The 19,578-nt window shown below is 57.6% G+C and carries 16 protein-coding genes; 3 read left to right on the top strand and 13 right to left on the bottom strand.

Features of this window, described 5'->3' with window-relative positions; genetic code table 11:
* Positions 1-18: 18 nt before the first annotated feature.
* Both dctP and ACR0BI_RS07990 read right to left on the bottom strand, forming a co-directional pair.
* Complete coding sequence (gene dctP, locus ACR0BI_RS07995; RefSeq protein WP_170773895.1) at positions 19-1,029, bottom strand: TRAP transporter substrate-binding protein DctP; 1,011 nt, start codon at positions 1,027-1,029, stop codon at positions 19-21.
* Between the two features lie 101 nt (positions 1,030-1,130).
* Positions 1,131-2,213 carry a Gfo/Idh/MocA family protein gene (locus tag ACR0BI_RS07990; protein WP_480563115.1) on the bottom strand — a complete coding sequence of 361 codons (1,083 nt, stop codon included), beginning with the start codon at positions 2,211-2,213 and terminating at the stop codon, positions 1,131-1,133.
* 208 nt (positions 2,214-2,421) lie between these two features.
* On the opposite strand from ACR0BI_RS07990, the gene ACR0BI_RS07985 reads away from it, so the two are divergent.
* Together ACR0BI_RS07985 and ACR0BI_RS07980 are read left to right on the top strand one after the other, a co-directional pair.
* Positions 2,422-3,075: a GntR family transcriptional regulator gene (locus ACR0BI_RS07985; RefSeq protein WP_480563114.1), complete on the top strand. Its 654-nt coding sequence runs from the start codon at positions 2,422-2,424 to the stop codon at positions 3,073-3,075.
* Positions 3,076-3,605: 530 nt separating this feature from the next.
* Entirely contained in the window at positions 3,606-5,699 is a 2,094-nt protein-coding gene (locus ACR0BI_RS07980; RefSeq protein ID WP_480563113.1) for a 3-hydroxyacyl-CoA dehydrogenase NAD-binding domain-containing protein, read from the top strand.
* Positions 5,700-5,852: 153 nt separating this feature from the next.
* Here the strand turns inward: ACR0BI_RS07980 and rpe are convergent, their stop codons facing one another.
* The 8 genes from rpe to ACR0BI_RS07940 all read right to left on the bottom strand — a co-directional run bounded on the left by rpe (position 5,853) and on the right by ACR0BI_RS07940 (position 13,167).
* The gene (gene rpe / locus ACR0BI_RS07975; protein WP_170663931.1) at positions 5,853-6,542 is read right to left on the bottom strand and encodes a ribulose-phosphate 3-epimerase; all 690 of its coding nucleotides are present in this window, start codon (positions 6,540-6,542) and stop codon (positions 5,853-5,855) included.
* 125 nt (positions 6,543-6,667) lie between these two features.
* Positions 6,668-7,144, bottom strand: coding sequence for a class I SAM-dependent methyltransferase (locus ACR0BI_RS07970; RefSeq protein WP_170397683.1), 477 nt, complete (start codon positions 7,142-7,144; stop codon positions 6,668-6,670).
* Positions 7,145-7,163: 19 nt separating this feature from the next.
* Positions 7,164-7,916, bottom strand: a complete 753-nt coding sequence (locus ACR0BI_RS07965) for a polysaccharide deacetylase family protein (RefSeq protein WP_170663929.1) — start codon at positions 7,914-7,916, stop codon at positions 7,164-7,166.
* Entirely contained in the window at positions 7,913-9,055 is a 1,143-nt protein-coding gene (locus tag ACR0BI_RS07960) for a glycosyltransferase family protein (protein WP_480561082.1), read from the bottom strand. Before ACR0BI_RS07960 ends, ACR0BI_RS07965 begins: the two co-directional genes overlap by 4 nt.
* Before the next feature lie 2 nt (positions 9,056-9,057).
* Positions 9,058-9,636, bottom strand: a complete 579-nt coding sequence (locus ACR0BI_RS07955; RefSeq protein ID WP_170626530.1) for a histidine phosphatase family protein — start codon at positions 9,634-9,636, stop codon at positions 9,058-9,060.
* Positions 9,633-10,709, bottom strand: a complete 1,077-nt coding sequence (locus ACR0BI_RS07950) for a glycosyltransferase family 4 protein (RefSeq protein ID WP_480561084.1) — start codon at positions 10,707-10,709, stop codon at positions 9,633-9,635. Before ACR0BI_RS07950 ends, ACR0BI_RS07955 begins: the two co-directional genes overlap by 4 nt.
* Positions 10,709-11,956 (bottom strand): glycosyltransferase, encoded by a 1,248-nt coding sequence (locus ACR0BI_RS07945; RefSeq protein WP_170424457.1) that lies wholly within the window; start codon positions 11,954-11,956, stop codon positions 10,709-10,711. Before ACR0BI_RS07945 ends, ACR0BI_RS07950 begins: the two co-directional genes overlap by 1 nt.
* Positions 11,953-13,167, bottom strand: coding sequence for a glycosyltransferase family protein (locus ACR0BI_RS07940; protein ID WP_480561086.1), 1,215 nt, complete (start codon positions 13,165-13,167; stop codon positions 11,953-11,955). Before ACR0BI_RS07940 ends, ACR0BI_RS07945 begins: the two co-directional genes overlap by 4 nt.
* Positions 13,168-13,549: 382 nt before the next feature.
* Here ACR0BI_RS07940 and ACR0BI_RS07935 point away from each other — a divergent pair, with 382 nt between their 5' ends.
* Positions 13,550-15,946 carry a mechanosensitive ion channel family protein gene (locus tag ACR0BI_RS07935; RefSeq protein ID WP_480561088.1) on the top strand — a complete coding sequence of 799 codons (2,397 nt, stop codon included), beginning with the start codon at positions 13,550-13,552 and terminating at the stop codon, positions 15,944-15,946.
* A gap of 87 nt (positions 15,947-16,033) precedes the next feature.
* Here ACR0BI_RS07935 and ACR0BI_RS07930 read toward each other — a convergent pair whose 3' ends face one another.
* Genes ACR0BI_RS07930 through ACR0BI_RS07920 form a run of 3 tightly spaced genes read right to left on the bottom strand, consistent with a single transcriptional unit; the run spans position 16,034 to position 19,565 of the window.
* Entirely contained in the window at positions 16,034-17,389 is a 1,356-nt protein-coding gene (locus ACR0BI_RS07930; protein WP_480561090.1) for a CoA transferase, read from the bottom strand.
* Positions 17,386-18,540, bottom strand: a complete 1,155-nt coding sequence (locus ACR0BI_RS07925) for an ABC transporter permease (protein WP_480561092.1) — start codon at positions 18,538-18,540, stop codon at positions 17,386-17,388. Before ACR0BI_RS07925 ends, ACR0BI_RS07930 begins: the two co-directional genes overlap by 4 nt.
* Positions 18,537-19,565 carry an ABC transporter permease gene (locus tag ACR0BI_RS07920; protein WP_170397654.1) on the bottom strand — a complete coding sequence of 343 codons (1,029 nt, stop codon included), beginning with the start codon at positions 19,563-19,565 and terminating at the stop codon, positions 18,537-18,539. The genes ACR0BI_RS07925 and ACR0BI_RS07920 overlap by 4 nt, the downstream gene beginning before the upstream one ends.
* Between the last annotated feature and the right edge of the window lie 13 nt (positions 19,566-19,578).

Below are 19,578 nucleotides of genomic sequence, written 5' to 3'. Positions count from 1 at the left end.
TCCCTTGTGTAGATGGGCTTAGTTGCCCAGAGCGTTGATCTGCTCGAGAACACCGTCCGGCCATGATCCGGCGAATTCGCTTTCGAGATACATCGACTGCACCTGATCACGGAACGCCGCGAGGTCGGGCTCGTAGACCTCCATGCCCTGCTCCTTGAGGAAGCTGACAAGGTCCTCTTCTTTCTGAAGCTGCTTCTGGCGACCGGATTCAGCCGCTGCATCCGCAGCTTCCTGAACCTTGGCTTGCTGTTCCGGTGTCAGCCCGTCCCAAACCTCTTTGCCGATGGCGATATAGTTCAGGTCGACCAGATGCGATGTCAGGATGATCTGATTGGTCACTTCGTAGAATTTGGCATCAACCACAGTCGGCAATGGGTTATCCTGACCGTCAACGGCACCGGTCGACAGCGCGGTATAGACTTCGGAGAAGGCCATTGGTGTCGGGGCGGCACCCAGCGCTTTGCCAAGGAACTGCCACGCATCCGTGCCCGGCATCCGCAGGTTCACACCTTCCAAATCTGCTGGCGTCGTGACCGTCAATTCATCCTTGGGCTGGCGCAGGTTCACCTGGCGACGGCCCAGATACATGACCGACAGCAGTTTGACGCCCAGCTCCTCTTCGGCCTTTTGTTTGAACGCGTCCATCAAGGGATCGTTGAAGACGGCAACCTGATGCGCGGCGTCCTGATGGACATAGCCGGCGGTAAAGATCGAAAACTCGGGGAAGAACTGTGCCAGTTCCTGCGCCGAGGTGATCGACATTTCCAGGTTGCCCCGGCTGATGGCGTCCAGCTCGGTGCCTTGGGCGAAGATCGTGCCATTATAGCTGGGCTCATAGCTTGCGAAATCAGCGACCATAGGCGCGAAAACCTCGGCCATAGCGACCGAGCGCTGGTCGGTCTCCGATCCTGATGTTGCGAGGCGAAGTTGCACTTTGTCTTCCGCCAGCACACCACTTGTTGCGCTAAACAGAACACCAGTTGCAACCAGGGCTGATACAGCAGCCCGGCGGGTAAGTTTGGTAATCACTTTGCTCCTCCCTGAGACATCATGATGCTTCTTTTTTGCGATTCAGAGTTTTGACCTATTTTTGTCGTTTTGCAAGATTTTTTATAAAATATATGATATTTTTATGCAGCCGTCATATCTACCTTTGGTGTTTTTTGTAGGTTTTTGATCCTGACCGTCTCACCTGTTCTGCAGGAATTCTGAATAGCTTCAATAACTTGAAGCGTTCTGAAACCTTCCCATCCAGACACAATCGGCTCTGCTTTGTGCAAAGCTACTTCAACAAAATGCCTAAGCTGATTGACCAGAGGATCAGACGCACCCTTCTTCAGCGCGGTTGATGAGATAGGCGTCCACCAGTCCCTTTGCTCACTCTGGTAACTCCACAATCGAAGATCAGGAACGGACAACGAACCATGAGATCCACCTATCATGTAGCTACTCTCAGTGGTTGAAGGATAGATTGGATATTCCTGAGACGTCATCTCCCAGCTCCATGGAGCTACGATGCTGTCGGACACACTTATCGTCCCTATCGCCCCGCTTTCGAACGTCAACAGAGCACCGGCAACATCTTCGTTGTCGTATCCCCGCTGCGATGCAGCCGACTGAGCCTGTACGGTCATGACTTCTCCGGCCAGGTACCGCAGCAGATCCACATCGTGGACAAGATTGACCGAGATGGGCCCTGCACCGGGTTTCTTTCTCCAGGGCGCAGCATCAAAATACTCGTCAGGCTTATAGAACCAGCAATTCGCATGGACAGCGCGCACATCTCCAATCTTCCCATCGACAATGGCTTCCTTAGCCGACCGGATCAGAGGATTGTGCCGACGATGATGTCCGACCATCAGAGGCACATTGGCCTTCTCCGCTGCTTGAACAAGCTCAAGTGCAGCGGTGGCTTCTACGGCGATCGGTTTTTCGACAAGAACGGGACAGCCATGTCGAACACAGGTTAGGCCTTGATCAACATGAAGCGTAGTGGGCGTCGCAAGCACAGCTCCGTCCGGCGTCTGGTTTGCAAACATTTCCTCCAACGTCTCGTAACACGCGACCCCGTGCTCAACGGCGTAGGCACGACCTCCGTCACTGGGGTCGACCACCGCTACAAGATCAACATGGCGCAACGCTCGGATAGCGTCCGCATGGCGGCGCCCAACAAGACCAATGCCGACAATGGCAATGCGAAAGTTCTTAGACACTTTGCTTCCTTCCGGAGGGTCCGGAAAATCCCGAAACCGATGATAGCGATCGAGCTGCTTTGCCCAACTTGGCCACGACCGTATTGGGGTTTTCGCGATTCCGCAATAATGTATGATATTTTTATTTTTACCATATATCAGTTTGGATTGTTGATGTCTCCGAAAAATGCTAAGTGAACGAGGAAACTGATAATATCGGGTGAAACGCATGGCGAAACAGCCGTCTACGATAGGTGCAAGCACCTATCAGCGCATCAAGCGGGATATCATCTTCGGGGAGCTGCAACCCGGCTCCAAACTGAAGCTGGACGCCTTGAAGGAACGCTACTCGGCAAGCCTTTCGACACTTCGTGAAACGCTGAACAGGCTCGCCAGCGACGGATTTGTCGAAGCTCCCGAGCAACGGGGTTTCCTGGTCACACCAGTTTCACGAGAAGACCTGACCGAGATTTCAGAGCTACGGGTCCTGTTGGAATGCCACGCGTTGGAATTGTCCATTGCGAATGGCAACACGGATTGGGAAGGCAACCTCGTTGCCGCACACCACAAACTGCACCTGATGGAACAGCAGCTTCTCAAGGGCGACGAGTCGGAGAAAGAAACCTGGAAACGATATGATTGGGAGTTTCACCAAGCGATGATCGCGGCCTGCAACTCCAAAAACCTTCTGTCTCTGCACTCCATCATCTACGACAAGTACTTGCGGTATCAGATGCTTGTACTGACTTATCGCGGCGAAGAGGCGGTCAAGGAGCACAAGGGCATGTTCGATGCCGCGCTGGCCAGAGACGCCGACACGGCGAAGAGGCTGTTGGAAGATCACATTCGAAATGGCCTCCAGCATACCTTGGAGGCTATGTAAGACGTTCCTCTTGCCGCAATAGCGACAGCCTTCAACGCTGAGCACCCCGGTGAAGGCCAATTTCTTTTGATCGCATTCGCCAGTCAGGGCACCGCTACGACAATTGACCTTTCGGCTTACCCCTTGAAGGTCACGGCACCCATATTTTACAGAGTGTTAATGTGTGGGGTTTGTGTCCAAGACGGACCTCCGCTACCAGAACTTCCCAAACAAGTGCTAAGGCCCTGTTAGCTGCGTTTCCATTTGGATCGCGCCCTCGGGTTCCGTGCGAATTTAGACCTAGCACTGCAGTTTTTTGCGCTTCGTTGGTCTGAGGCCGCGAAGCAATTTCTACCGCAACGTAAAAGGTTAGTTCCGGGCATGAACCGCGTGATTATGGTACTAAATCCGAGAAAATCAAATAAACCGAACGATCGGTCGAAAATATAGTTGAATACGAACGCAGACCGGGCCAGTCTTTGATCGCGCCGTGTTCGGGGATTCCCCGATTTACTACTGGCATCGCATTTCGTCTGAGGAGGCACGATCATATGACCCAAGTCATCGGGTATGAGAAAGTGGGCGATATCGCCGTTTTGTCGGCTGAGAACCCACCCGTTAACGCGCTGGGCGTGGATGTGCGCCGGGGTTTGTTGTCGGCGATCGAACGTGCCGAAACAGAGGGCGCGCGCGCGGTTTTGATCTATGGTGAGGGTCGGACTTATTTTGCAGGCGCAGACATTCGCGAGTTTGGCAAGCCGCCACAGGACCCGTGGCTGCCCGCACTCTGTGATCGGATTGAGGCGTCGCCCTTGCTGGTGGTTTCTGCGTTGCATGGAACCGCGCTTGGTGGTGGGCTTGAGGTTGCCTTATCCTGTCATTATCGCGTTGCCGTGCCGTCTGCGAAGGTGGGGTTGCCCGAGGTTAATCTTGGTATCATTCCTGGCGCTGGCGGCACCCAGCGCTTGCCGCGTGTTGCCGGAGCCGAGGCTGCATTGGACATGATCACGACGGGGCGGCACGTCCGAGCTCCAGAAGCGCTTGAGATGGGTGTGCTGGACAAAGTTCAGGATGGTGATCCGCGCGAGATCGGCCTGGCCTATGTCAGAGAGCTGCTTGCAACTGATGCACCTCGGCGTCCTGTTTGCGATATGGCCCGGCCCGCCCCAATCGATTTTGATGCGGCCTATAACGCGGTGCTGAAGAAGGGCCGGGGCCAACTGTCGCCTGCGATTGCAGTGCGGGCAATACAAGCCAGTTGTGAGGCCGAGGATTTTGCATCCGGTTTGGCACGCGAACGGGAATTATTCATGGACCTGATGGCCTCGGATCAGCGCAAAGGGTTGATCCACGCATTCTTTGCGGAGCGTGCGGTTGCAAAATTGCCTGAGTTGAATGGGGTCGAGCCGCGGGACCTGCAACAGGTTGGCGTCATCGGCGGCGGTACGATGGGCGCAGGGATTGCCACCTCAGTTCTGCTGGCGGGACTTCCTGTCGTGCTGCTTGAGATGTCACACGAGGCAGCGCGGTCCGCTAAAGATCGTATCGCGGCAAATCTGGCTGGCGTCGTGAGGCGCGGAAAGCTGAGCCAGGATAAACATGATGATATTCTGCAGAACCGGCTGACCCTGGCCACCGACTATGACGCGCTGAGTGGCGTTGATCTGGTGATCGAAGCCGTGTTCGAGGACATGGCAGTGAAGAAAAAGGTTTTTGCGCAACTGGATGCGGTCTGCAAAAGCGGTGCGGTATTGGCGACCAATACCTCATACCTTGATATCAACGAAATTGCCGGATCGACCGAAAGGTCACGGGATGTCATCGGTCTGCATTTCTTCTCCCCAGCACATGTGATGAAACTGCTTGAGATCGTGGTGGCGGATCACACCGCGCCCGAAGTTGTGGCAACGGGTTTCGCGTTGGGCAAGAGGTTGGGCAAGGTGGCCGTTCGGGCAGGTGTGTGCGACGGGTTCATAGGTAATCGGATTTTGGGCACATATCGGAACTGTGCTGATCACATGGTGCTGGATGGGGCGAGCCCATTCCAGATCGATGCTGCGCTGACCGGGTTTGGATTTGCGATGGGCCCCTATGCAGTGTCAGACTTGGCCGGATTGGATATTGGCTGGGCGGCGCGCAAGCGGAAACGGGCCGCAGGCCAGGATCCACGCGTTCGCGACAGTTTCTATGCCGACAAGCTGTGCGAGGCCGGACATTTCGGCCAGAAAACCGGCAAGGGCTATTACATATATGAAAATGGCAAGCGGGGTGGAGAGCCGAACCCCGAGCTGACATCATTGATCGAAGCCGAGCGTGCGGCTCAGAACATAACTCCACGCGCGTTTACGGATGAGGAGATCATACGTCGCTATATGGTCGCGATGGTGAATGAGGCGGCGAAGGTGGTAGGCGACGGCATCGCGCGTAGACCGCTGGATGTGGACGTTACGCTGCTCTATGGCTACGGTTTTCCGCGCTACTGGGGTGGGCCGCTGAAATGGGCAGATTTGCAAGGTTTGCCGGGCGTATTGAACGATATCCGCAAGTGGGCTGAAGAAGATGCCTATTTCTGGCAACCTGCACCCCTGCTTGAACAACTGGTGGCCGAGAACCGCTGCTTTGATGATCTCAACAAAGGTGCCTGAAGTCTCGGGGCAAAGGCTCCCGCGCCTGCGCAACATTGGCTGCGCCAATATTGCTAGCCGCCTTGGGCCCGGCATCGCGCAAAGCGCGATGCCGGGCCCAACAGGAGGAGGCGTTTCGTAAGAAACGTCGACGACTGGCGGGAGGGTTTGTTGTTAACCCAGTGCACCTTCGGCAGCAGTCCGCACAGCGCGAATATTGTCGCCATAGACCGACTGGTTTGAAACTGACCCGCCTTTAAAAACTGCTGATCCGGCGACCAACACGTCAGCGCCTGCAGCGGCCACCAGAGGCGCTGTTTTGGGATCAACACCGCCGTCGATTTCGATATGCACCGGTCGGTCGCCGATCATCTCGCGCAAACGTTGCACTTTTGCGGTCATGTCGATGAATTTCTGCCCCCCGAAGCCAGGGTTGACGGTCATGACGCACACCAGATCAGTCAGGTCCAACAGATGTTCGACGGCCTCGGCGGGCGTCCCGGGATTCAACGCGATCCCTGCTTTCATTCCCGCAGCGCGTATCGCCTGCAGCGTGCGGTGCGAATGCGGCCCCGCTTCGACATGCGCGGTCAGCACATCAGCGCCCGCATCGGCATAGGCTTGAATATAAGGATCGACCGGAGTGATCATCAAATGCACATCCATGACGGTCTTAACATGTGGGCGAAACGCTTTGACCGCTGGGGGACCAAAAGTGAGGTTTGGGACAAAGTGGCCGTCCATCACGTCCACATGAACCCAATCCGCCCCTTGAGCTTCGATGGCCTGAATCTCCTGTCCGAAATTTGCGAAATCGGCTGACAGGATCGAGGGAGCGATCTTGATGGAACGGTCAAAGCTCATGACTGGCCTCATGTGGGTGTGCTGTTGCGGTGGCGTATACCCTCGACTCGCGTCAATGCATAGGCCTGACTGCGGTGAATCTGATCGATAGATTCAATATACAATCCCGCCAGTTCAAAGCCTGCTCAGGCGCGATAGAAAAGATATCGATCGGGCGCGATGGTCTCGGGGCCTTCAATCTGAGCAAAACCCGTCAACGGTTGCCCTGAAATCAACAACCCACCGGGTCGCATGACCTGTTTGATCAGAGGGCTGAGGCGCGCCGCTTCCGCAACATCTTCGGACTTGATCCCGCGGCCGAAATCGTAGTGCGCCAGCGCGATTGTTTGGCCTGCGTCCGCTAGTTTACGCAACATCGGCTCGGCCTCACCCTGCAGGAAATCCTGTGCCGGTGGCGTGCTGTCGGGATGACACTGCAAGACGCGATCCATCACCCATATACGCCGAGAGGGCAGGATTTCACGCAGATGATCATAGGTACGTCCGTTACCTAGCCCCAGGTCCAGAACGTCCCCTTCCATGGTGCCGATCTGTGCGGCGGCCCAGTTTAGCCCGTCGCGTTGCGCCGTCAGGCGGCGCAGCATGGAATCCAGTCGGCTCATTCGGGCTCTCCTTGCGAGTTCAGTTACGTGGTGCGGTCCAGGGTGTGCCCGGTCCATCAAGCAGCCTGTGCAACAGATCCTGTGTAAACGTCCAGATGTCCTGATCATGGACCAGATGATGCGTCAACACCCCAAATGCTTCGGCATTGTCAGCGCGACCGGTGCGTCGGTCATGCAGCAGCTCAACTGTCTGTGCGATCAGTCTGTCAGGGTCGATTAAACCGCGCGTCCCGCGCCAGTCGATTGGATCGAGATGTGTGTTTACCTGCGCGAGGCCGGGCGCTGCGAGCAGTATCTTTCGGGGGGTCGCCGTCGACAGAACCCGATAGCCCAGCCCGTGAAGCTGCATGGCGACTTTGGAGTCGATCCGGTTCCATGGCGGAACAAACATCGGTCGCAGGTGCGCACCAAACAAACCTCGCAGCCGGGACAATCCAGCCTCGGCATCTGCAACTGCCGCTTCAAGGGGCCGGTGCAGGCGAAATTCGGCTTTCTTCTCGTCTGCAGGCGCGTGGTTCTGATGCGCCCAGCCATGCACAACCGGGATCAAAACAGACTGATCTGACACATACTCTGCAAGTGCCGTTTGCGCATCACGCGGGATCACAGCCAGATGGACGGGTAGGCCAAGCGCGCCCGACATGGCGGATAGCTTTTCAAGCTGCGGTGTCACCGCAACTGCATCGTCATCACGCCACCACAGGGGCAGGGTCAATCCTGCGTCCTGCCACCGCTGCAACTCGGATTGCAATGTGTGCCAATCAGGCCTCATCGGCTAGCCTCGTGCAAGCTCACTGCAATTTCCACCGACCGGCGTGCACCATCAAACCCGTTGTCCATAGCCGGGCGTGAGGTGCCGGACATGACGCGACCCACCGCATTGGCCAGCGAGTCGGCGGTCAGGTCAGAACTGTTAAGCACCTCGATCCCGTTCAACTGAGACAGAGATCTCGCGCGCAAAGTCTGTTCAACCTCTTTTCCATCATCGAAGGGGATCAGAACCGCCGGGGTACCGCTTTGCAGCAGGTCCATGGCGGTGTTGTAACCGCACATGCTGACCGAGGCGGCGGCAAGCGGCAGCATTTGGCGAAAATCAGGGCGGACGGTTTCAAGAAGAACCGATGAACCCTCGGCCATTTGCGAAAGCTCGGCGATCCGCGCATTGGCATCCTGCCCGCCCACCAACAGGCGCCAGCGCCTGTTGGGCATCTTTCGGGCGGCCTCGATGGCCGCTTGAAAGATCGGCTGGCCGACCGACCCGCCACCCGCGCTGACCAATATCTCGCCCTGGCCTATGCCATCCGGATGACTTGGCGCAGCACTTGGGGCCACGAAACCGGTGTAATGAAGGCGCGATGCCAGTTGAGCCGAGACAGGCCAACTGACTTCAAGTTCGGTGATCTTGGGGTCGGAATGGACCAGAACGCCGTCGTAAAACTCTGCGATAACCTCATCCGTTTGGGTTACTTTTGCAGACTTCGATGGCGGTGCAAGAATGTCACGGATCGAACCCAGGATGATGGGCGGCTGAGGTAGGTTCCGCGCGGCTTCCAACGCAGATCGGAATTCTGCGGCCAAGGAGCGCCGCCCGAACGGATAAAGCTCGGTGATCAATATTTGTGGCCCAAAGCTGCGGACCGCCTGCGTCAGAGCGTTGGTGCGCGCAGCGAAATAGGCCGGGTCAGCAACAGTACCACTCTGATCAAGCAGGCGGGTGAAATCGGTGCCGTCAGACCGCAGCGGCGGTAAGTTCAGAAATGACAACCCACGTGTGTCAAGCTGTGGCGCAGGCATTCCGCCCGAGACCATAAACACTTCATGGTCCTGTTCGGCGAATGCGCGCCCCAATGTGAGGGCTCGGCTCAGATGCCCGGTGCCCAACAGATGGGTAACAACGATCATCACCTTCATGGTCAAACCTCACGCGCAATCAATCGAACGGGTTCGGGTTCAGGCCGCATTTCGTCCAGGTTTACGATAAACAGTCTGTTACGCTTGATCTTAAACGGTGCGGGTCCGGCAAAATTCCAGCCCCAGGCCTTGGCCAATATTACCCTCATGATTCCGATGTGGCAGACAGCAAGATTGTCTCCCTGCAACTCGGTCAACCATGGATTAAGCCTTGCCCATAATTCAGCCGGGCTTTCACCGCCCGGTGGCCGATAATCCCAGCCCCAGTCTTCGATGTGGCGGTAACCGCTATCGGGTGTCTCGATCAGCTCAGCACCGCGCTGTCCCTCCCATTCGCCCCAATTCATCTCGGTCAGGGCCTGAGATGTTTTGGGCGCTTTATCCGATACCAACTGCGCTGTTTCAGACGCGCGGCTTAGCGGGCTGGACCAGATTGATGCGGCGTTCCATGGCGAAGGAAGGCAATACCCCGCAAGTTCAGCCCGGGCGTCGGCATCCAGCGGAATGTCGCTGCGCCCTTGAATGCGACCCGCGCGATTCCAATCCGTGTGTCCATGTCGCAGAAGGGCGAGGCGGGTCATCGGTTTTTCTCCAACAATGGGCGCACAGTGGTCCAGAACCGCTCGGTGGCGGATGGCATCAGATGGCGGTGCGCGACATAGGCGCGGGCACGATTGCCCTCAGACTGGCTCAGGTCGGGATGGTCCAGAAACCTCTGTATACGCGCGGCCAACCCTTTGGCACCCGATCCGACGCCGGGATGATCCGAAGGCATCAGCACATCACGAACACCGGGGCGATCTTGTGCTGCGACGGGAACGCCGCAGGCCTGGGCCTCAAGATAGACCATTCCATAGGCTTCGTTGACCCCGGGCCAAACGAACAAGGACGCCTGGCGGTACCGGACCTTCAACGTGTCCCGATCCAGCTGACCCAGAAACCGGACACGAGGTCCGAACCGCGCCATCAGCGCCTCGACTTCCAATCGGGCCGGGCCATCGCCTACCACGTCCAACGCCCAATCCCCTGTCAGATGTTCCAGCGTGTCGGCCAGAATGGCGTACGAGGCCAGCTTGTCCCCCGGCCGCATCATGCCCACGGTCAGCATCGGCCCATCACGGGTCGAAACAGGGGGCAATTCCGTGATGGGAAGAAACGGAGGCAGTTCCACCAACGCCTGCGTACCGAACCTTTCCCGTTCTAACGTGATCAGGTCGTTGGCAGTGTGGTAGAAAATCACCTGCGCGCTGTCGCACGCGTCATGCGCCGCTTGCGCAAAATCAGCCCATGGGCCTGCAAGCCGGCTGGTGGCGCGGGTACTTTCCAGCTGCACATACGGGATGTCTCTTGCGCGGCTCACGGCCGGGCCGAGCAGATCGGGGGCCTTATAGTAGTTGTGATAAGTCACCCACAGGTTCGTGTCAGAGGGCAGTTCCTCAGCCAGTCGTGCAGCCTCGGTCGTTGCTTTGCGACGTAATTCGTCCTGAAGTGCCCGGTCGCCTGCCTTGTCGTAAATCCGCAATTGCGAGGCCAGCTCAACAATGTCTCCCTGAGCGCCGAGGGCCTGCATCAGGTTGCGGGCCATTTCGCGATCACCCGAGGGCTTGGGACTGTCGGGGGACTTCATCGGTGCATAGAAAGCCACCCGCGCCATCAGGGCTCGTCCGCGCACAAGGCGCTGAGCCGCTCGGACAAGCGACGTATGCCCGGGTCCATCCGGAAGTCGGCGATCAACCGGTTATACGCGGCCTCAGCCATCTCGGCCGTTCTGGTCGGGTTCCGGGCGAGATCCGCAATAGCCGAGGCAAGAGAGGTCGGGTCATCTGCTGACAACTGACCGTGAATACCGGATTCAATGAACTCCGGGATGGCTGACACCGGCGTTGACAGGATCGGGAGGCGCTGGGACGCGGCTTCCATCAAAACATTGGGTAAACCATCGCGGTCGCCGTCGGCAGCAATTCTGCTGGGCAGGACAAACAGATCAGAGCGGCGCATCTCGGCAATGACTTCCGGTTGATCGCAAGCCCCCATCCACGTGATCCGATCGGAAATCCCTGCGGCATCGGCTTGTGCGCTCAACTCATCGCCCAGATTTCCGCCGCCGATATGGGTCCAATGCCAATTCAGCGATCTGGGGAGTAGCGCGAAAGCTTGGAGAAGCCGGTCAAAGCCCTTCTTTTCGACAAGACGCCCGACTGACAGCATGTGAAAGGGTGCATCCTCTGCACGCGAACACTGCTGGGGAGGTGCAGGAAACCGCGACAGGTCCAGCCCATGATAGATCAGTTCTACCCGCGCAGGATCATCAGCCAGTTCGCGCAGATGTGCGGCACCAATGGCAGTACAGGTTGCCCCGAAGATGGCGCCGTGAGAGGCCAGTTGCAGCTTTTCCCGCTTTTCCCAGTCTGGTGAGGTCCAGATATCTTTGGCATGCGCCGAAAAACTCCAGGGCAGGCCGCGCATGATAGACGCATAGCGGGCGACCGAAGACGGTGTGTGCATGAAATGCGCGTATAGCGCCTGCGTTTGATCGGGCAGCTCTGCGGCCAACACGCAAGCCTGGCCAAACCGGCGAATTCGGTTGTGAGTCGGGTCTCGGCGAAGGTCTTGCCGCCAGACCTGATAGGCTTGGGCGTATCCCGACAGACGAGAGGCAATCTTGCGCGCAGCCACCAGCCGTGCGGGCTCGTCATAAAGGTATTCCGGCAGGTAATGCACCTGCCCCATGAAGCGATCGTGCAGAGGATGGCGCTTGGTATCGGTCGGGTGGCGCAACGACCAGATATCGAAGCTGTGCCCTGCCTCCTGCAAGGCCACCAATTCTTGCGCGATGAACGTCTCGGACAGGCGCGGCCAGCCTTTGACCAGCACCGCCAGCTTGGGGGGTTCGCGCGTCATCCGGTGGCGCGCTCTTGTTCCGCGCCTAGCAGCGCGTTTATGCGATGAGTGACGTAGCTTAGCCCGTCCAACAACCCTGCGCGAATGGCCTGCGAAGGCAGCGGCTGATGGGGCAAGGCGCGGATCGCGCGGATCATTGCATCCGCTGTCAGACCGTCACGGTTTTCATCCAGCATGCGTACCAGACCCAGATCCTCGGCGCGCGAGGCACGAATCCATTGCTCCAGCCGCGGCGACGTGCGCGGAACAATGACGGCGCGTTTGTCGAAGGACAAAACCTCGCAGAAGGTATTGTACCCGCCCATGCAGACCACACCGGCAGCGCCCGCGAACAGCGTTTCGATCTGCGATTCAAAGCCAACGGCGGTCACACGGCCATTTAGGGCGGCGACACGGGTTTCAAAATCTTCGCGTAGTTCGCCTGACAGGAAGGGCCCATAGACCAGCACAGCGCGGGGTGACAGATCCGGGTCTTTTTCATATGCGGACAGCACCAGATTGACCATCGCCTTGCCATCGCCGCCACCACCAGGGGTAATCAGGATATACGGTTGTTCTGGTGGCTCACCAACCGGCCCAAGATCGCGACGTAGATACCCTGTCCAATGAATGCGCTGTTGCGTCGCCGGGCTGAGGGGAAGGCCTTGTGTAGGATCGTAGACCGATCGCAACCCATATACCCAGATCTCATCATAGAATCGTTCAGTCGCCGAGATCGCGTCCTTACGCTCCCATTCGGCGGCCAGTACTTTGGGCTCATCCAGAACGTCGCGCAGGCCCAGAACCAATTTGGTTGAGCAGGAGTTTTCAAGATACTCAAGCGTCGGCAGCAGCTCACCGCGAAAACCGGTAGGCTCTTTGTCGACGATCAGCACATCGGGGTCGAACTGTTCGACAGATGTCTGGATCAGGCTTGCGCGCAACTCGGTCACATCATCGATGCCCATGCCGATGGTCTGCGAAGCATACGAGCCGTCGGCGCGTTTGGTGACCCCGGGTAGACGGACATGGTCAACCCGACGCGGAAAAGTAAACCGTCCGGCAATGGGTGAACCGGTCAATATGAGGGCCGAAGCGCGTTGATCGGCTTGTGTTATGGCCGCAGCCAGCGCGCGTGACCGGCGCAGGTGACCCAGGCCGAACGTGTCGTGACTATATAGCAGGATGCGCGGTGCGCGGCCGTGATTTTCGTTTTTGATCCCTAGGCTCATGCCTTCGCCTGTTTCGGTTCCGGTGCAACTCCGCGCGTCTGCACCTGATTATCGTAATTCTGCCAGACCTTCTTGCCAAAGGCACAGATTCCGCCGTCCAAATGCGCCAAACATTGCGAATTGGCAACAGCATAATGCCACCGCCGGCAACAGGCGCACCTTGCGATATGCAGGCCGATGGTTCTTCATGCACAAGCCAATTCGGAGGCGGGACGCCTCAGGTGGTCATATTCAATTTTTGTTGTCTTGGAAACACTTTATCCCATCCATTGCGTCAGGAACACGGGCTCTCACGATGTTGACACCGCGTGTGCGGATGATTTGAACAGCCTTCTGAGGTTCTATAGTCTTGGACGCAGCTACGAATTGGATGCGATATACGATGAAAATGAATGTTCTGGCCGGGCTGATTTTGGTGATTTGGGCGGCGATGCTGGCCAGTGCAACCGACGCGGTTGCGCAAACTTCGCTTATTCCGGGATACCCAATAGGATCAATCGAGGAAACCGGTTCTTCAAGCTCTGCCGCTGACAGCGATCTGGCGGCGGCCATTCGATCCGCTTCCGAGGCGGGCGCAAGCGTAATCGTAATCGACAGCGCCGGGCAGGTTGTATCGGCAGCGGGCAATAGCGCCGACGCGACGCCAGAGGCAGATAGCATTGATCACATGGCTGAGGGTTCTCAGCTGATGAAGGCGCAAGAGCGGTTCTCAAAGTTCCGGGATTCCGTACGCTCGCGGATGGAGGCGCTGCCCTATTCGGTCTTTGAGGTCCAATACATCCTCAGACAGACCAGTCCGGACGGGCGGATTCAGACCTATGTCGAGGTGTTGGTCCTGAACGTGTTGTTCCTTTTGCTGGGGCGTTGGTTGTCGATCGAAATCTACGGCAAGCGCATCGCGAAGCGTTTGGTGGTTGCGCGCATCAAGGAAAACCCGGTTGGCTATCGTGAGAAGATGCCTTTCCTTGTGTATCGTTTCGTGATGGGCATTGGCGGAACGATCTTTGCCATGCTCATGGCGCTGATCGTTGGCTATCTGTTCTTTGGTGAAGCGGAAGACATATCAATCCAGTTTACCGTTACGGCAATCTTTACCGCATTCTTCCTCTCGCGCACCGTCTCGGACTTGTGGCGGATGGTTCTGTCGCCTTACCTCAGCCAGTATCGCTTGCCGCCTTTTTCAGACCGGGACGCCAAGCGCCTGTATGTTTGGGCGTCAGCACTGGCGACCTATGACATCTCGGTTGTTCTGTTCTCGACATGGGTCGCGGATTTTGGGCTGAACTATAACGTCTATGCCATGGTCTATGGTAGCCTGACGCTGATCGGGGCGCTGGGCAACATACTGATGATCCTGTTCAATGCACGCGCGATCTCGAACGCTATTCGTGGCGGGCGTGCTCCGGATCAGGTGTCTTGGATACTGAAGTTCATCTCTTTCGCCTGGGCGCCGGTTCTGGTGCTTTATATGGTGTTCAGCTGGTTCAAACTGGCCGTTGATCTGGTGCTTGAGGTTCAGGATTCGATCCCGATCGTGGCCAGCAGCTATGCCATCTTTATGTCCGTCGTCGTGGCCTACGGCGCGATGAACTATCTGCTTGAAAGGTATTTTGATCGCAATCGCAGAATTGAGGTGATGAATGCCGACGCAGAAGCGGCTGAGCAGATCGAGGATGAGCTGGTGGCTGATACGCCGCAGGCCGAAAAGCGCAAACACGCCATTCTGACATACGAAGACCTTGCCCGTCGTGTGGCAGGCATTCTGGCCTTTGTGGTGGGTCTCTATGCGCTGGTAGTGATCTGGAACCCGCAGGCCAATTGGTCGGATGACTTGCCGATCGAGCGGGCGCTGGATGTGATGGTGATCCTGTTTATGGGTTACATTCTGTTTCACTTCTTCCGCGTCTGGATCGATAGCAAGATCGCGGAAGAGACGGATGACGGCGGTGCTGAAGCCGAGCTGGGCGACGAAGGAGGCGAAGGTGGGCAGAGCCGTCTTGCAACTTTGTTGCCTCTGTTCCGCGGGGCCATTCTGGCTGTGGTCGTTGTGACCATCGCGCTGATTGTATTGATGGAACTGGGGATCAATGTCAGCCCGCTGTTTGCCGGTGCAGGTGTTGTGGGTCTGGCCGTTGGTTTCGGGTCGCAAACCCTGGTCCGCGACATCTTCTCGGGTGCGTTCTTCCTGATGGATGATGCTTTCCGAAAGGGTGAATACATCGACATTGGTGATGTGAAAGGGACGGTCGAAAAGATATCGGTCCGGTCCTTCCAACTGCGCCACCACCTTGGTGCGCTCAACACGATCCCATTTGGAGAGATCAAGGTTCTGACAAACTATTCCCGCGACTGGGTAATCATGAAGCTGCCGTTGCGGGTGACCTATGACACCGATGTCGAAAAGGTGCGGAAGCTGATCAAGAAGCTGGGTCAAGAGCTGCTGAGCGATCCGGTGATTGGTGATAACTTCATTCAGCCGCTGAAATCGCAGGGTGTGATCGAGATGCAGGATTCGGCGATGATTATCCGGGTCAAGTTCATGACCAAACCGGGTGATCAGTGGCTGGTGCGCAAGAAAGTCTATCAGGATATTCGTGAGCTGTTTGCCCGTGAAGGCATCCGGTTTGCGCATCGGGAAGTCACCGTGCGACTGGCGGATGACAAAGAGGCCGAGGACCTGACTCCCAAACAACGCGAGGCTGTCACAGGGGCCGTTCAGGCCGCGATTGACGAAGACTATCTGGACGATATCGGCCCCGGCGGTGGTGATGATCGCTAGGAGGGCTCCCGCCCCTTTGGTTTGCGTCTCTGGCGAGACGTCAACCAAAGCGTTGGGCCGGGCCGCGCGTCCCGCGCGGCGGCAGCTTTAAGCGGTAAGTGACGGCCAAGTGGGCTGCGAAGTTCCCAGTTTGGACGCAGGCAAAGCCCAGTGCATCTTTGCGGATCCAACGGTTAGCGCCGGCTTCAATCGATAGCCGGGCCCCCACCCGGAAGGTTCGAGCGCATCCGCATAATCGACAGGCAGCGACTCGGTAATTTCGTCACCGGGCTCGCTCTTGGCGAGGGTGCCCAGCAATTCGGCGGTGCGCGCCAGCGAGAGCCGGGCATCCATGACGGCCTGACCGGATGCGGCTTCGGCGAGCGCCGAGAGCAGGGCGGCTGCCATCAAGTAGCCAGTTGCGTGATCCAGTGCCTGAACAGGCAACGGAGTTGGCTTGTCGACCCCCGCCCAACCCATCCCTGCATGTGCGATTCCGGAACTCATCTGTACAAGGCTGTCAAAACCGCGGCGCGCTGCCCATGGTCCTTGCCAGCCATAAGCGTCGAGCGTGACTTCAACCCTGTTGGGGGCAAGCTGATCCCGCGTGTTTTTGCCCAGACCGAGTGCGTCCAAAGCGCCGGGCCGATACCCGTGGACAAATATGTCCGCTTGGGCCAGCAGCTCTTGCAGTTTTAATTTTCCATCGGGTGATTTCAGGTTCAGATAGGCGCAGTGCTTGCCGAGAGAAATGTCAGGAATGACGCCAGGTTCATCCCAGCCGGGTGGATCGATCCTCAGGACCTCGGCGCCAAAACCCGCAAGTGTTCGTGTCGAGACTGGCCCGGCCAGAATGCGGGTCAGATCGAGCACACGCAGCCCAGAAAGAGGTCGCGCGGCAGTCGCCTGAGGCCGATCACGTAGTTGAATATTGCGTGGCCCCTGCCATCCGATCAACGGCTCGCGGGCCAATATGCGTCCTTGCGGATGGTCATGCCACTCAGAGCGGCTGCGCATTGCGGCAGCGACGCCGCCCTCGGCGACAATCGCGGCTTCCAGTTCAGAGATGCTCCAATCCCGAACTGCGCGCGATACCAGCGCACGGTCCGGCGCGACTTGCAAAACATTAAGGGCGGCGGCGCGATGACTGGGCAGGTTGGTGTGCAGCCTGATCCACCCATCAGAGGCCTGATAGTCGCCAGCAATCGCGTCCCAAAGGCTGGGCATATCCCACCCTTCGGGTTTGAAGGAAAAGCCATACCACAAGGAGGCCAGTCGATGATCTACGGCCACCTCCAGAGGTGCAGGCGCCAGGTTCAAGGCTGTCACAAGGCGCGACAGCTCCTGCCCGACTGCCGCAAAACTGGCCGTCGCCAGCTCCGAAACCGCGAAGGCGCTGGGCCGCGCACCCGCCCCATTGACCCTGTAGGTGTCAGTTGAGGGGAGGGCGGACAGCAAGCTCATTGCTGATAGGGATCAAGGCTGTCGCGCAACCCGTCGCCAAGGAAGTTGAAGGCCAGCACGACGACGATGATTGGCAGCATCGGGATCGCGGTCCATGGATAGATTTCGATTGAGGCGAGGTTCTGCGCATCGTTCAGCATCACGCCCCAACTGACCGCCGGGGCGCGCAGTCCAAGGCCAAGGAAGCTGAGGGCGGTTTCGCCCAAGATCATCGCAGGGATTGATAGCGTGGCCGAGGCAATCAGATGCGACATGAAATTGGGTAGCAGGTGCTTTCGGATCACACGACCCGAACTTGCGCCCATCATCTCGGCCGCGCGTACGTATTCCTCTTCTCTAAGAGACAGGAATTTTGCGCGGACAGATCGGGCAAGGCCTGGCCAATCGAGAATACCGAGGATGATCGAGATGATGAAGAATACCGCGACCGGGCTCCAATTTGATGGCACCGCGGCGGATAAGGCCAGCCAGAGGGGAAGTTCCGGCAGCGAGCGCAGGATTTCGATCACACGGTTGATGGTCCAGTCGATGCGCCCTCCGAAATACCCGGCCATTGATCCGAACAGGATGCCGAGGAAGAAGGATACCGAAATGCCGATCAGGCCCACTGTCAGCGACAGTTGCGCGCCATATAGAATGCGGCTGAATACATCGCGGCCCAGACGGTCCGAGCCCCACAGAAACAGCGTGGCCCCTTCGGGTGCGCAAAACAGGTGCGTATCGGATTTGATCAAGCCTGCGAGTTTGTATTCTGACCCTTCGCAGAAGAACTGGATTGGGCGCGGGTCTTCCGTGTCAGCGACGAATTTCCACTGGAAAGTTTCAAGGTCTGCCTCTGCAACTATTGGATAAACGTAGGGGCCGATGAACTTCCCCTCATGAAACCAGTTGACCGACTGGGGTGGAGCATACAGGTGCTCTCCGTTCCGGTCATTGGGGCCGTAGGGGGCAATAAAGCCCGCAAAAGGCAGCATCAAGTAACAGAGCAGCAAGAAGAGGCCAGAAATCAGACCCAGCTTGTGGGTCCTGAACTTGCGCCAGACCAGCACCCAATTAGGGGCATCGAGATCTGCGCGCTCAAGCTGCTGAATAGAGGCCTGCGGGTCAAATGGTGCGTCGTCGACATAGCGATCATCTGGTTTGTCGGTCATGCTTCGCGCCCCTCATAACGAATGCGCGGATCAAGCATGACCAGCAGGATATCGGAAATCATGGTGCCGATCAGCGTCAGCAGAGCCACGAACATAAGAATGAAGGCCGACAGGAACTGGTCCTGCGTTTTCAAGGCAGTCAGCAGGGTCGGGCCGATTGTTTGCAGACCCAGAACTACCGAGACCAAAACCGACCCTGAAACCATCGAGGGCAGCAGGTTGCCAATGTCGGCGACAAACGGGTTGAAGGCCACGCGCAATGGGTATTTCGTCAGCATCCGCGATGGGGACATGCCCTTGGCGATTGCTGTTTCGACATAAGGTTTCCCTAGTTCATCCAGCATATTGGCGCGCAGGCGCTGCATCATGGCCGAAGCACCCGAGGTTCCGATGACGAAGGTTGGAACGATCAGGTGGACAAGGATGGATTTCAACTTGTCCCAGCTCATCGGTTGTCCCTCAAAGGAAGGGTCCATCAGGCCGCCGATGGGCAGGTTGAAATAGCGATGGCCATAGTAGAATAGGATCAGCGCCAACAGGAAGTTCGGGGTCGCAAGACCCAGATAGCCTACAAAGGCCGAGGTATAGTCGATCCACGTCCGTGATCTGGCCGCAGCGATGACCCCCAATGGTAGAGCAACGGCATAGACGAATAAAATGGCGGCCAGATTGACTACAACCGTCAACCAGAGCGTATCGCCCACGATCTCGCGCACGGGGCGGTCGAATTCGAAGGACCAGCCATAATTGCCCTGTAACAGGCCCTCGAACCCATGCGGTCCGGGCCAGAAGCCCATCCAGATCAGGTACTGCTCGGGCAACGACCGGTCCAATGAGTATTCCTTGCGCAGAAACTCGGCCTTGGCGACACCGGCGGACTGTCCTGAAGCCTGCAGTTCGGCGATCTGGTTGCTGAGATAGTCGCCGGGGGGCAGGTTGATGATCACGAAAATCAGAACCGACACCACCAGCAATGTCAGCAGCATCGTGAAAAAGCGATACACCGCGTAGCGCAGCATGACCATTTAGCTGCTCCTG

It is taken from the genome of Ruegeria sp. E5 (assembly GCF_056534105.1).
This window is presented reverse-complemented; position numbering and strand designations above follow the sequence as displayed.

What these genes read in the sequence shown, in the direction of transcription:
- ACR0BI_RS07985 (WP_480563114.1), top strand. Translation starts at nt 2,422, where the DNA reads ATGGCGAAACAGCCGTCTACGATAGGTGCAAGCACCTATCAGCGCATC.
- ACR0BI_RS07980 (WP_480563113.1), top strand. Translation starts at nt 3,606, where the DNA reads ATGACCCAAGTCATCGGGTATGAGAAAGTGGGCGATATCGCCGTTTTG.
- rpe (WP_170663931.1), bottom strand. Translation starts at nt 6,542, where the DNA reads ATGAGCTTTGACCGTTCCATCAAGATCGCTCCCTCGATCCTGTCAGCC.
- ACR0BI_RS07970 (WP_170397683.1), bottom strand. Translation starts at nt 7,144, where the DNA reads ATGAGCCGACTGGATTCCATGCTGCGCCGCCTGACGGCGCAACGCGAC.
- ACR0BI_RS07965 (WP_170663929.1), bottom strand. Translation starts at nt 7,916, where the DNA reads ATGAGGCCTGATTGGCACACATTGCAATCCGAGTTGCAGCGGTGGCAG.
- ACR0BI_RS07960 (WP_480561082.1), bottom strand. Translation starts at nt 9,055, where the DNA reads ATGAAGGTGATGATCGTTGTTACCCATCTGTTGGGCACCGGGCATCTG.
- ACR0BI_RS07955 (WP_170626530.1), bottom strand. Translation starts at nt 9,636, where the DNA reads ATGACCCGCCTCGCCCTTCTGCGACATGGACACACGGATTGGAATCGC.
- ACR0BI_RS07950 (WP_480561084.1), bottom strand. Translation starts at nt 10,709, where the DNA reads ATGGCGCGGGTGGCTTTCTATGCACCGATGAAGTCCCCCGACAGTCCC.
- ACR0BI_RS07945 (WP_170424457.1), bottom strand. Translation starts at nt 11,956, where the DNA reads ATGACGCGCGAACCCCCCAAGCTGGCGGTGCTGGTCAAAGGCTGGCCG.
- ACR0BI_RS07940 (WP_480561086.1), bottom strand. Translation starts at nt 13,167, where the DNA reads ATGAGCCTAGGGATCAAAAACGAAAATCACGGCCGCGCACCGCGCATC.
- ACR0BI_RS07935 (WP_480561088.1), top strand. Translation starts at nt 13,550, where the DNA reads ATGAAAATGAATGTTCTGGCCGGGCTGATTTTGGTGATTTGGGCGGCG.
- ACR0BI_RS07930 (WP_480561090.1), bottom strand. Translation starts at nt 17,389, where the DNA reads ATGAGCTTGCTGTCCGCCCTCCCCTCAACTGACACCTACAGGGTCAAT.
- ACR0BI_RS07925 (WP_480561092.1), bottom strand. Translation starts at nt 18,540, where the DNA reads ATGACCGACAAACCAGATGATCGCTATGTCGACGACGCACCATTTGAC.
- ACR0BI_RS07920 (WP_170397654.1), bottom strand. Translation starts at nt 19,565, where the DNA reads ATGGTCATGCTGCGCTACGCGGTGTATCGCTTTTTCACGATGCTGCTG.